This window comes from Providencia sp. PROV004 (assembly GCF_011045615.1).
Taxonomy (GTDB): Bacteria; Pseudomonadota; Gammaproteobacteria; order Enterobacterales; family Enterobacteriaceae; genus Providencia; species Providencia rettgeri.
In genome coordinates, this window is sequence record NZ_CP042859.1 from 2,304,382 (window position 1) to 2,317,665 (window position 13,284).

12 protein-coding genes are annotated in these 13,284 nt (G+C 38.9%); 11 read left to right on the forward strand and 1 reads right to left on the reverse strand.

The genetic code is table 11. The features are described 5' to 3' along the window. Positions 1 to 54: 54 nt before the first annotated feature. The 7 genes from FVA69_RS10245 to FVA69_RS10275 all read left to right on the forward strand — a co-directional run bounded on the left by FVA69_RS10245 (position 55) and on the right by FVA69_RS10275 (position 7,885). Positions 55 to 537: a GAF domain-containing protein gene (locus FVA69_RS10245; protein WP_004911236.1), complete on the forward strand. Its 483-nt coding sequence runs from the start codon at positions 55 to 57 to the stop codon at positions 535 to 537. Between the two features lie 110 nt (positions 538 to 647). Then, positions 648 to 1,337: an RNA chaperone ProQ gene (gene proQ, locus FVA69_RS10250; RefSeq protein WP_004911233.1), complete on the forward strand. Its 690-nt coding sequence runs from the start codon at positions 648 to 650 to the stop codon at positions 1,335 to 1,337. Positions 1,338 to 1,356: 19 nt separating this feature from the next. Further along, the gene (gene prc, locus FVA69_RS10255) at positions 1,357 to 3,399 is read left to right on the forward strand and encodes a carboxy terminal-processing peptidase (RefSeq protein WP_004911231.1); all 2,043 of its coding nucleotides are present in this window, start codon (positions 1,357 to 1,359) and stop codon (positions 3,397 to 3,399) included. 285 nt (positions 3,400 to 3,684) lie between these two features. Further along, positions 3,685 to 4,380: a cell envelope biogenesis protein TolA gene (locus tag FVA69_RS10260; RefSeq protein ID WP_110731966.1), complete on the forward strand. Its 696-nt coding sequence runs from the start codon at positions 3,685 to 3,687 to the stop codon at positions 4,378 to 4,380. A 418-nt stretch (positions 4,381 to 4,798) separates the two neighbouring features. Beyond that, a complete protein-coding gene (htpX, locus tag FVA69_RS10265) occupies positions 4,799 to 5,680 on the forward strand; it encodes a protease HtpX (RefSeq protein ID WP_004911228.1) in 882 nt (293 codons plus the stop codon). A gap of 345 nt (positions 5,681 to 6,025) precedes the next feature. After that, positions 6,026 to 7,408, forward strand: coding sequence for an alanine/glycine:cation symporter family protein (locus FVA69_RS10270; RefSeq protein ID WP_164528802.1), 1,383 nt, complete (start codon positions 6,026 to 6,028; stop codon positions 7,406 to 7,408). Between the two features lie 198 nt (positions 7,409 to 7,606). Next, on the forward strand, positions 7,607 to 7,885 hold the full coding sequence (locus FVA69_RS10275; protein ID WP_004911225.1) for a hypothetical protein: 279 nt from the start codon (positions 7,607 to 7,609) through the stop codon (positions 7,883 to 7,885). Positions 7,886 to 8,061: 176 nt separating this feature from the next. On the opposite strand, the gene FVA69_RS10280 is transcribed toward FVA69_RS10275, so the two are convergent. Further along, positions 8,062 to 8,283, reverse strand: a complete 222-nt coding sequence (locus tag FVA69_RS10280; protein WP_102138673.1) for a DUF2594 family protein — start codon at positions 8,281 to 8,283, stop codon at positions 8,062 to 8,064. 369 nt (positions 8,284 to 8,652) lie between these two features. Here FVA69_RS10280 and FVA69_RS10285 point away from each other — a divergent pair, with 369 nt between their 5' ends. The 4 genes from FVA69_RS10285 to FVA69_RS10300 all read left to right on the forward strand — a co-directional run bounded on the left by FVA69_RS10285 (position 8,653) and on the right by FVA69_RS10300 (position 13,241). Then, complete coding sequence (locus FVA69_RS10285; RefSeq protein WP_110731964.1) at positions 8,653 to 9,852, forward strand: sugar transporter; 1,200 nt, start codon at positions 8,653 to 8,655, stop codon at positions 9,850 to 9,852. A gap of 138 nt (positions 9,853 to 9,990) precedes the next feature. After that, positions 9,991 to 10,323, forward strand: a complete 333-nt coding sequence (locus FVA69_RS10290) for an SMR family transporter (protein WP_004911220.1) — start codon at positions 9,991 to 9,993, stop codon at positions 10,321 to 10,323. 47 nt (positions 10,324 to 10,370) lie between these two features. After that, entirely contained in the window at positions 10,371 to 10,670 is a 300-nt protein-coding gene (locus FVA69_RS10295) for a DUF333 domain-containing protein (RefSeq protein WP_164528803.1), read from the forward strand. Positions 10,671 to 10,958: 288 nt separating this feature from the next. Further along, complete coding sequence (locus tag FVA69_RS10300; RefSeq protein WP_004911217.1) at positions 10,959 to 13,241, forward strand: FdhF/YdeP family oxidoreductase; 2,283 nt, start codon at positions 10,959 to 10,961, stop codon at positions 13,239 to 13,241. The last annotated feature ends 43 nt before the right edge of the window (positions 13,242 to 13,284 follow it).

Here is a 13,284-nt window from a genome sequence, read left to right on the forward strand (position 1 = left end):
AGGGCTACGCTTACAAATATTTGATTAATTACTTGATTATTACAAGAAATAATTATGGATAAAAAGAAGTATTATCACGAACTTTCAGACAATCTCTCTGCGCTACTTGCAGGGGAATATGATTTAATTGCAACCTTAGCAAATACCAGTGCATTATTATATGACTGTTTAGAAGGGGTTAACTGGGCTGGTTTTTATCTCAGTAATGGGCAAGAATTAGTACTGGGTCCTTTCCAAGGTAAAGTTGCGTGTGTTCGGATCCCTTTTGGTAAAGGCGTGTGTGGAACAGCGTTTAGCAATAACCAAGTTCAGCGTATCGAAGATGTTCATGCATTCCCAGGTCATATTGCCTGTGATGCAGCAAGTAACGCTGAAATTGTCTTTCCTTTGGTAGTTAATGGGCAAATTATCGGGGTTTTAGATATAGATAGCCCAAATATTAGCCAATTCGACCATGAAGACGAAAAAGGGCTACAGCACCTTGTAAACCAGTTGTGTCAACACCTGGCAATGTGTTCTATGCCTAAATATCACTAAATAATGGTCAGTTAAATTAATAGTAACGTGGCAATTGTCAGCAACACGATTATAATGTCGGCTTGTTCATGCCCGTGAGGTTGGCAAAATCGTTGTTATCAGGAAATTTCATGGAAAATCAACCTAAGTTGAATAGTAGTAAAGAAGTTATCGCATTTCTAGCAGAGCGTTTTCCTCGCTGTTTTATCGCTGAAGGCGAAGCACGTCCGTTAAAAGTCGGAATTTTTCAAGATATCGTAGGGTGCTTAAAAGAAGAAGATGGTATTAGCAAAACGCAATTGCGTTCTGCATTACGCATGTACACTTCTAGCTGGCGTTATCTCTACGGTGTTAAAGAGGGCGCTAAACGAGTTGACCTAAACGGTGAAGATTGTGGTGAATTAGATGCAGAACATATTGCACATGCGCGCCAACAATTAGCCGAGGCGAAAGCTCGCGTTCAAGCACAGCGTGCTGAACAAAAAGCGCAAAAACGTCCAGTTGCACAAAAAACGGGTGATAAAACACCACGTACACAAGACGCAACTAAACAAAAAGCGCCTCGCCGCCGTCCAACAGACAATAAAGAACGCTCGCAAAATACATCAGCTAAAGCCCCTCGCCGTAATACACCTGCACCAGAGCAAAATCTGAAATCAGTGACTGACATCAACACACTCCAAATTGGTCAAACTTTGAAAGTCAAAGTCGGTACCAGTGTGATGGACGCCTCTGTTTTAGAAATTGCGAAAGATGGTGTTAGGGTTCAATTGCCAACAGGGCTGGCAATGATTGTACGCGCGGAACATTTAAAGTTCTGATACGGAGGTCAATCAGGTCATGAACAAACTTCTTAAAATTGCACTGGTGGTCAGCCTAGCGACTTTTGGCAGTGCAATAGCTAATACTCAAGCAGTGACTCCGGTCACTGCGGCTCAGTTACCAGTCTTAAAGCAGAGTGCACAGCACGGTACGGTGAGTGAGAGAGTGACATCTCGATTCACTCGTTCACATTACCGCCAATTTGATTTAGACAGTGCGTTTTCTGAGAAAATATTTGATCGTTATCTTAATATGTTAGATTTCGGCCATAATGTTTTACTTCAATCCGATATTGACCAATATGCCAAAGATAAGGGCAAAGCAGGTCAGTGGCTTGAGGATGGCAAATTAGATACGTTCTATGACCTGTATAATCTGTCTCAGGAAAGACGTTTCGAGCGTTTTAAATATGCGTTGGCTCGTTTAGAGCAACCTATCGATTTAAATGCGACAGACTCCATTGAAGTTGACCGTTCTAAAGCACCGTGGCCTAAAGATAAGCAAGAACTTGATCGTCTATGGGACCAAAAAGTCCGTTATGACTGGTTGAATTTAAAACTATCAGGCAAAGATGATAAAGAAATCAAAGAAAAATTGACGAAACGTTATAATTTTGCGTTGCGACGTTTAACGCAAGCGCAAAGTGAAGATGTTTTTCAATTGATAGTTAACTCTTTTGCTCGTGAAATCGATCCACACACAAGTTATCTATCGCCTCGTAATACTGAACAATTCAATTCAGAAATGAGTTTATCATTAGAAGGAATTGGTGCGGTCTTACAGCAAGATGATGAAAATACGGTTATCAACTCATTGGTTGCTGGGGGCCCAGCAGCTAAAAGCAAAGAGCTAAAAGTCGGCGATAAAATTATCGGTGTAGGCCAAACGGGTAAACCTATTGTTGATGTGGTTGGCTGGCGGCTTGATGATGTGGTTGCTTTAATTAAAGGCCCGAAAGGAAGTAAAGTTCGGTTGGAAGTCGTTTCTGATACTAAAGGGGCGAAACCTCATATAGTCACCATAGTTCGGGAGCAGATCCGGCTAGAAGACCGAGCTGTCAAGCTGACAATAAAACAGCAAGGTAAAGATAAAATTGCTGTTTTGGATATTCCAGGTTTTTATGTTGGTTTAACGAATGATGTTAAAACTCAATTGCAAAACATGGCAAAAGATAATGTTTCCGCATTGATTATTGATTTACGTGGTAATGGTGGCGGAGCATTAACTGAAGCAGTCTCTTTATCTGGTTTGTTCATTCCACAAGGGCCGATTGTCCAAGTTCGTGATAACAATGGCCAAGTTCGCCAAGATATCGATGACGACGACGTTATTTACTATAAAGGTCCTCTCGTTGTTTTAGTTGACCGTTTTAGTGCATCTGCATCTGAGATTTTTGCTGCGGCAATGCAAGATTATGGTAGGGCGATGATTGTTGGTGAGCCGACATTTGGTAAGGGAACAGTTCAGCAACACCGTAGTTTGAGTCGTGTTTACGACCAAATGCTGAAGCCAGAATGGCCTTCCTTAGGTTCTGTTCAGTATACTATTCAGAAGTTTTATCGGGTTAATGGTGGGAGTACACAGCGTGAAGGGGTCACCCCTGATGTAGTCATGCCAACAGGCCAAGATCCCGCAGAAACGGGTGAAAGTTTCGAGGACAACGCATTGCCATGGGATAGCATTCCACCGGCAAAATACACGCCTGTTGGTGATGTTTCTTCTGATTTATCGTTAATAAAAACGCAGCATTTGGCGCGTATTAGCAAAGACCCTGAATTCAATTATATTGATGAAGACATTGCACGCTATAAAGTAAACAAAGAAAGTAAGAATCTTATTTCACTCAACTATGCTGAACGTCAAAAAGAAGATTCTGAAATTGAAGCGACAAAACTGAAACGTATAAACGAACGTAATACTCGGGAAGGCAAGCCGCTATTGAAATCAATTGATGATCTGCCAAAAGATTATGAAGGACCAGACCCATACCTTGATGAAACGGTGAAAATGGCGATCGACTTAGCGAATCAGCACACTAAGCTATTATCAAATAATAAATAATATCCCTCTTATTATTTGTCGGGTTAAGCCAGCATTAAGCTGGCTTAATTTTTGTGTCTTTTCAATACAATCTAAATACATACAGCAAAACAGAAACTGAACAATAACGTATTGTTAATTTGAATTTTTTTAGCAAGTATCCCCTAGATAGATGCAGTTTTATGCTGTGTTTACTTTATTTTTTAAAATGACTGACTGAAATTAATAATTAACTATAGGTTTCTTTACCTTTACTTAATTTATCCTAAACTTTTGGTATAGATTCCTTAGCAACGAGGCAATACCATGCGTAAATTATTTGTAGGATTAATAGCAGTGAGTGTAATGATGGTTGCATCTATTAACACAGCGAATGCAAGAAACTACCCTTGTTCTGGAAGTAAAGGGGGAATTGATCGCTGTGAAGGTGGTAAATTTATTTGTAATGATGGTTCTACGAGTCGCTCAGAGCAAGTGTGTACTATTGAACTAAAAAATGATATCAACAGCAAAGCGAAAGCCGCTGGTGCTGTGATTGGTGCAGGTGTTGCCAAGCAACCAAGTAAACCGTCTGTATCTGATTCAATAAAAAGTACGAGTGATAAAGCCGGCAAAACAGCTTCTGATAAAGCCAACAAGGCCAGTGACAAAGCATCTGGTACTGCTAAAACAGTAAAAGAAAAGGCCTCTAAAACAGCGGATAAAGAAGTTAAAGAGGTGAAAGAAAAAGCGCCTAAAGCCAAAGATAAAGAGTCAGCTAAAGCAGTAAAAGAAAAAGCGTCTAAAGCCGCAGATAAAGAGTCGGTCAAAGCAGTAAAAGAAAAAGCGCCTAAAGCCGCAGATAAAGAGTCGGCCAAAGCAGTAAAAGAAAAAGCGCCTAAAGCCGCAGATAAAGAGTCGGCCAAAGCAGTAAAAGAAAAAGCGTCTAAAGCCAAAGATAAAGAATCGGCTAAAACAGCAAAAGATAAAGTAACAAAATCGACTAAAGAAAAAACTAATTAGCCTTAGAACAAAACAACAGATCGAGATAGAACAAAATAGTGCCACTTAATGTGGCATTATTTTTTAATAGAATGAAAGTAAAAATGAATATTCATTCATTTGGTGAACAAAATGAGTGATAAGATAGATAAATACACTAAATTGCTTTTGGTGATTGACCAAACAGCTTTATCGTTTCAATTAAAATTAACTTTAAATTTAAATGGTTATTAAATGAACCTTTAAAAACAAATGGTTAAATTTTTATCGTAAGAAGTTATAATTTATTTAGATTATGATAATGAGTTTTTAGCATAGCTATGTAAAGTTATGTTATTTTTTAGGGTTTTCGCGTTAATGCACTTGAAAAAGTGTGAAAAAACCTTATTTATAAAGTAAATTCTACGTATATTTGTTTTTACCAAGGAATACATAAAAAATGATGAGAATTGCTTTATTCTTACTCACGAACTTAGCGGTTATGTTTGTGTTTGGGATAATCCTAAGCTTAACTGGGATCCGTGGTAGTAGTGTTCAAGGTCTGATGATCATGGCTGGTCTATTTGGCTTTGGTGGTGCTTTCATATCACTATTAATGTCTAAATGGATGGCGCTGAAATCAGTCGGTGGCGAAGTTATCGAAACTCCACGTAACCAAACGGAACAATGGTTAGTCTCAACCGTTGAGCGCCAAGCACAACAAGTTGGCATTCAAATGCCACAAGTGGCTATCTATCATGCGCCAGATATCAACGCGTTCGCAACAGGTGCCCGTCGAGATGCTTCACTTGTCGCGGTGAGTACTGGGTTATTAGAAAATATGAGCCGTGATGAAGCGGAAGCGGTTATTGCTCATGAAATTAGCCATATTGCCAATGGCGACATGGTGACGATGACTTTATTACAAGGTGTCGTGAATACGTTCGTTATCTTTATTTCGCGTATAATTGCACAGGTTGCGGCAGGTTTTATGTCCAACAGTGATAACGAAAGTGAGAGTAGCAATGGTAACCCAATGGTTTATTTCGCGGTTTCTATGGTGCTTGAAATCGTATTCGGTATTTTGGCGAGCATCATCACTATGTGGTTCTCTCGTTATCGTGAGTTCCATGCGGATGCTGGTTCGGCGAAATTAGTTGGTCGTGAAAAGATGATAGCTGCTTTGCAACGGTTAAAAACGAGCTATGAGCCACAAGAAGAAGGCCGTTTGATGGCGTTTTGTATTAATGGTCGTGGTAAAGCATTTAGTGAGTTATTTTTATCACACCCGCCATTAGACAAACGTATTGAAGCATTGCGCTCAGGTGAATATTTAAAGTAGCCGAGATAATGAGTCTAAGTTAGCTTTATACAGACAATAATTTTAGCATCTGCCCAGTAATAGTTTAATTACTGGGCATTTTTATTGATACAATATGTAAAATATATTCCCTCAAAATACTCATTCGTATCTAACAAACTCAATCTTAATTTCGATTCGCAATTAATTGTATTAATAACTGTAATCGATAAACCACAAGTGAGCTTACTCACAATCTTCTACTTTAAATGATGAATTATTGAAATTTAATTCGCTTTTATGCCACTTTTAATCTTTATTAAATTGATAAGAAATTGTTATTAATTTGATTGCTTTGTTAATTAATACGAGTTAATTGGGGGTAGGATGGATTTGATAACTACGTGGTTAAGTGAACTAAATGGGGTGGTATGGGGAGTACCAATGCTTGTTGGGATCTTAGGCGTTGGTATATATATGCAAATCCGGCTCGCATTTTTACCGATAAGAAAAATTGGAACAGGTTTTAAGTTATTATTTCAAAAGAACGAATCACGCGGTGAGGGGCAAATATCACCTTTTAATGCATTAATGACAGCGTTATCAGCAACTATCGGTACGGGGAATATTGCCGGGGTTGCGACGGCAGTTGTCATGGGCGGGCCTGGCGCATTATTTTGGATGTGGATGACGGCATTGGTAGGAATGGCAACAAAATACTCTGAGGCTGTGTTAGCTGTTCGTTTTCGTGAAGTGGATAAATATGGCCAGTATATTGGTGGGCCAATGTACTACATTAAAAATGGCTTAGGCCCTAAATGGATTTGGTTGGGAACATTGTTTGCCTTTTTTGGTGCATGTGCCAGTTTTGGTATCGGAAATACAGTACAAGCGAACTCAGTGGCAGATGTACTAGAAAGTAACTTTGGTGTGCATAAATGGTTGACCGCCGGGGTTTTAGTTTTATTAGTTGGTGCGGTGTTGATTGGTGGGCTGCAACGTATCTCTGATGTTGCAGGAAAACTTGTCCCATTTATGACCGTTGCCTATTTTGGTGCGGGTGTCATTGTACTTGGCATTTATTTTACTGAGATCCCTGCGGCACTTTCACTGGTTGTTACTTCGGCCTTTAACCCAGTTGCTGCCCAAGGTGGGTTTGCGGGGGCGGCAGTATGGGCTGCAATCCGTTTTGGGGTTGCACGAGGCGTATTTTCCAATGAAGCTGGTTTGGGTAGTGCACCTATCGCCCATGCCGCTGCAAAAACACAAAACCCTATTCGCCAAGGACTTATTGCGATGTTAGGGACATTTATTGATACTATCATTGTGTGTTCTGTCACGGGGTTAACTATCATTATAACTGGTGGGTGGTTGACTAGTGAAACAGGAGCGACATTAACCGCATCATCATTCCAAACGGCAATACCAGGTGGAAATTATATTGTTGCTATCGCATTAGCCATATTTGCATTTACCACTATTCTGGGTTGGAGTTTTTATGGCGAAAAATGTGTGCAATATTTATTTGGGTTGCGTGCGATAAAGCCATATAGAGTGTTATGGTTGATTGCTTTACCTATCGGTGCAACACAATCACTTGATTTTGTTTGGTTATTGGCAGATACATTAAATGCCATGATGGCGATCCCTAATTTGATTGCCTTGTTGCTGTTAAGCCCCGTTGTTTATCGGTTAACACGTGACCATATAAATGATGTGAATGCAGACAGCATTGATATGGCAAAACAGTTCTACGACAACAAATCATAAACCAGCGATAATAAGCTTCATTTTAATAGTGAAGCTTATTATTTCGTCAATATCTCCCGTTATTCATCAATCTTCTCTATGGATAGTATGTAAATCATATATTTTTATAGGTAAAATCACGGAATTGCCTTAAATGCGCTATGCTTATAATAGATCGTGTAAACCATACGTATTTTATAAATTAAACAAGGGGATAGAATGGATATTCTTGAGAAAACGTTATTATTTGGTAATGATTTTTTGACAACGACAAACCCCGCTAGGTTAGTTCCGTTTAAATTTGAGATCTATCGTTCTGAGCAAGGTTTTTACCATCGGGTGTATAAGCAAGTTGGTATGTCAGGGGCTAACTTTGGACAAACGTTTCAAGTGTGGGCTTTTGAAGAGCAAAAAAGTTGGGATAAGCAAACCGACGATACAACAGTTGATGAATACATTCAGCATTGCCAAGATATTTATAAACGCAATAATACATAAGCTGTAGAAAAAAAAGCCCCCTTCATAGGGTTCTGAAGGGGGAGCTAAATGAATAAAGAATGGTTTAATTCATGAATAAAGATAGATGATTTTCACGATTAAAACTTAGTTATTTGTGCAGTTTAAACCACTTAACAGTAGGTATATCCTTAAAATAGCATTTATCGCTAAATAATCTATTGGCGATACCCTGTTTTTATCTGTTCTAACGTATTTTTGTAGGTTTCTGCTTGCTTTTCGTCTTCCATTTGTGCAATTTCGCGCTGCATCTTAATTAAGATTTTACCTGCATCCGCTTGGCCGATAGCTTTTAGCATATGTGTCAGTAAATTTTTAAGACAAGTCACTTCATCCGCTAAAGTATTAACGTTAGGTTCAGTTGGAAAATGGTTTTTCATTAAAGCGGTCCTTTGAGCATAAAAAATAATAGTGAGATTGTAGCATAGAAAGTAATGCGATGTGTTTTCAGATAACTGAATGTAATAAATATTCAGGTAAGTGGCTTAAATTTAAACAAATAGTTAAATGGTATAGTTGGGGAAATAAAAATAAGTAGGCATGATATTTTTCTTGCCAATAGATCAAGGGAACCTTTATGAGTAATGAAAAATTGTGATACAATTCACAAAAAAGTGTTGTTAGCAATATAGATTGCTCAGTAACGACTCAATCCTGTACTAAATACCAATATCCTTTCGCAGCATTTTTTACATACGGTTAAGCCGTTGGCATCTATTATTTGTGGGAAAGTGAAGGCTAAGAGAAATATGACGCAAGTTTCTAGAAAAACAGCTTGGATCCGTGTAATAGCATTAGCAGTTGCTGCATTTGTTTTTAACACAACAGAGTTTGTGCCTGTTGCATTACTCAGTGATATTGCAAAAAGCTTTGACATGACGGTCGCACATACTGGATTAATGATAACAATCTACGCGTGGGTTGTGGCTTTGATGTCGTTACCTTTGATGCTATTAACCAGTAAAATAGAGCGTCGCAAATTATTAGCTTTCTTATTTGTTATCTTTATTGTTAGTCACATCATTTCAGGGTTTGCGTGGAGTTTTGATATTTTAATAGCAGGGCGTATTGGTGTCGCTTTATCTCACGCAGTCTTTTGGTCAATTACGGCATCTTTAGCTATTCGGGTTGCTCCTGCGGGTAAAAAAGCTCAAGCACTTGGGTTATTAGCGACGGGAACGGCATTGGCAACAGTATTAGGTCTTCCTCTTGGCCGTGTAGTTGGGCAATTCTTAGGTTGGCGAGCGACATTTTTAGGTATTGGTGTTATAGCATTGTTCACTATGGTTGTGTTGATTCGCTTTTTACCACGCTTACCAAGTGAACATTCAGGCTCGTTAAAAAGTGTGCCGATGCTATTCCACCGGCCAGCACTCGTTGGAATGTTTGCGTTAACCGTTTTGGCAGTTACTGCGCATTTTACGGCTTACAGTTATATTGAACCTTTTGTTCGCGAAGTTGCCTTACAAAGCCAAAACTTTGCCACTTTACTACTACTGATTTTTGGTGGAGCGGGTATTGTTGGAAGTGTAATATTTAGTCGCTACAGCAGCAAATTTTCATTATCATTTTTACCTGCAGCAATCGCATTTATGACGATTTGCTTATTATTATTGATGCCATTAGGTAGAGATGTTTGGTCGTTGATTATGTTATCAGTGTTCTGGGGAATGGCCATGATGTGTATTGGTTTAGGAATGCAAGTTAAGGTCATTGATTTATCTCCAGATGCCACCGACTTGGCTATGTCAATTTTCTCTGGAATTTTTAACATTGGCATTGGTGCTGGCGCACTGTTAGGCAATCAAGTTATTGTTCATATGGGAATGACCCAGATTGGTTATATTGGCGGTGCGATTGGTGTCATAGCATTCATTTTGTGTGTCTTTTTATTCAAGCGCTATAGTGAGTCTCTTAACGATAGAGTAGACGTTGCCGCAAATCACTAACTCGCATTCTCATCATGAAGTCGAGATGAAAGCTCTGTGTTATTTTAATGATAAACAGAGCTTTTTATCGTTATCTGAGTAAATAATCAAAAAAGTGATAAGTTTTATCATAACTAATTCTAATAACAAGGAAATATAATGAAGGGGCTGGGTTTTTTATTAATGTCTATTATTGCCGAAGTTATTGCAACGACAACACTGAAGGCGTCTGATGGTTTTAGTCGTTTTTGGCCATCGTTGATTGTTATTATCGGTTATGCAGTCTCTTTTTGGGGGCTTTCGCAGGTAGTAAAAATCATGCCATTGGGTATTGCTTATGCAATTTGGTCAGGTTTAGGGATTGTATTGGTTTCTGTCGCTGCAATTTTTATTTACAACCAAAAACTCGATTTACCTGCAATTATTGGTATGCTATTAATTATTATTGGTGTCTTAGTCATCAATCTATATTCAAAAAGCGGCGGGCACTAAACGGTTATTGCAGAATGTTCAGGCAGCATCTTTGGAGAAGCAGGAAAATGTGGCATAGGGTTAATCAATTTTTTAAACCAGTACTAACAATGTTACTCACTGGGGCTATATCTGTCATGCTATCTGCGTGTGGTAGCTCAAACATAGATAACTCTGTGGAACATTCTGCGAGTCAATATGCTCAACAAGTGGTCAATTTAGGCCCTGGGGCACAAGAGGCCTGTGTTTCAGCGGGTGGGTTACCAGCGCTCACATTAGAATTAAATGGGTCACAAACAGCTGTATGCCAATTTGCGAATGGTAAACGTTGTGCTGTTGACATTATACAATCGGGTGCTTGTATATAACTCTTCTTTTTATGAAGTTAATTAACCTTTTATTAATCATTAATATGAGGTTAATTAACTATATGTATTCATTTAAATTAGTTTTGTTTTAATATTTATCTTTTCATTTATTGAGTTGTATTTTCATTTCTTATTCTTAAGTCGTCTAATTACGAGCATCTATTTAAGTGCTTATTTTAATTATTGATATTTAACGATGATATTACTAATATTAAATAACAAAGAATATTTTAGATAATTATAAAAGCACATATAAAGACATTTACATTTATTAAAGAGTAATGCCAAATGAAAAAGAAAATTGAAGAGTATGATGGCCCCGCTGCCGGTTGGGGGGCTGTAAAAGCAGTTGCAGAAGCATTACGTGGCCAAATGAAAGTGGGTCATGACATAATTGCGATGTTTGAAATGAATAAGGTAGACGGCTTTGATTGCCCTGGCTGTGCGTGGCCTGACCCAGTACATACGGCGTCATTTGATATTTGTGAGAATGGTGCAAAAGCAATTGCTTGGGAAGCAACATCTAAAAAAACAACGCCGGAATTTTTTTCTAAATATACTGTAACAGAATTACTTGAGTGGGATGATTTTCATTTAGAGGATGAAGGGCGTTTAACTCACCCCATGAAATACAATTCACAAACAGATAAATATGAACCTATCGAATGGGAAGATGCATTTCAACAAATAGGTACGCGTTTACAAAGTTATTCAGACCCAAATACTGTTGAATTTTATACATCAGGTCGAACTTCAAATGAAGCCGCATTCTTATATCAGCTACTTGCTCGTGAATATGGCACAAACAATTTCCCTGATTGTTCAAATATGTGCCATGAACCAACGAGTGTTGGTCTTGCTGACTCTATTGGTGTCGGCAAGGCGACAGTATTGTTGGACGATTTTGATAAAGCGGATTTAGTTATATGTATAGGTCATAACCCTGGGACTAACCACCCGAGGATGTTGAGCTCATTGCGTGAAGTTTCTAAACGTGGTGCTAAAATCATTGCCATAAATCCTTTAAGAGAGCGTGGTCTTGAACGTTTTACCTACCCGCAAGACGTGGTAGAAATGCTCACGTTAGAGTCTACTCCTTTAGCTGGACACTATTATAAAGTTCGTGTTGGTGGAGACACTGCGTTACTTAAAGGTGTGATGAAGTTATTGATTGAAAAACACCAAGCTGCAGTCGATGCAGGAAAAGAGCCTATTCTTGATACTGAATTTATATCAACTCATACACAGGGTTATGAAGCTTTAAAAAATGACTTACTGACAACGAGTTGGAAAGATATTTTAAGGGTTTCTGGCTTACCGCGTGAGTCTATCGAAGAGATTGCGGATCTTTATATTGAGGCAAAAAGTACCATTATTTGTTATGGCATGGGGATCACTCAGCACGAGCATGGTACGCAAAACGTTCAGCAACTCGTTAATTTATTACTACTGAAAGGTAATATTGGTCGGGAAGGTGCGGGAATTTGCCCTCTGCGTGGTCATTCGAATGTTCAGGGTGATAGAACCGTTGGTATTACGGAAAAACCGTCAAAAAGCTTTTTAGACAAAATTGAACAACGATTTGGTTTTAAACCACCAAGCGAATTTGGTCATGCAGCCGTCGCGAGCATGCAAGCCATTTCTGAAGGAAAAGCGAAGGCTTTAATCTGCATGGGCGGAAACTTAGCAGTTGCCATGCCAGATAAAGACGCTTGTTTTGCAGGTATGAAAAAGCTTGATTTAGCGGTGCACACAGCAACTAAACTAAATCGCTCCCATTTATTAACCGCTAAGCAGACATTTTTATTACCTGTATTAGGTCGCAGTGAAATAGACAGGCAAAGCAGTGGTGTGCAATGTGTGACCGTAGAAGACTCAATGTCGATGGTTCACGCTTCAAAAGGTTTACTTAAACCGTGTAGCCCTTATCTTAAATCTGAGTGTGCGATTATTGCAGGGATAGCTAAAGCGACAATACCGCAGAGTAAAGTTGAATGGGATGACTTTATCGGCAATTACGATTTAATTCGTGACGCAATGGAAGCGGTATTACCTGGTTTTGATGATTATAATGCACGCATTAAAATACCCGGAGGATTCCATCTGACTAATGCGGCTTCTGAGCGTCGTTGGTTAACGCAATCAGGCAAAGCTAACTTTGTACCGACAGAAGGTGTTATTGAAGACCCGAACTCAGCAGTTAACAGTGAACTCATTTTGGCAACATTACGTAGCCATGACCAATATAATACTACAATTTATGGATTAAATGACCGATATCGCGGTGTGTTTGGGCAACGAGATGTTGTTTTCATCAGTGGTGCAGAAGCCCAAAAACAGAAGTTACAAGCGGGAGATAAAGTGAATCTCATCGCATTAGACCGCGAGCAGAAACCAACAAAACGGCGTTTAGATAACCTCACTGTGGTGATTTATGATATGGCAGACCGTAGTGTTGCCACTTATTTCCCTGAAGCTAATAATTTAATTTCGTTGGATAATTTCGACCCGCAATGTGGTATTCCTGCGTATAAAAATATCCCTGTGAAATTAGAACGAGTCATTCAATAGGTTAATTTTATTACTTAGGAACCCCAAATGTTGAATATAACAT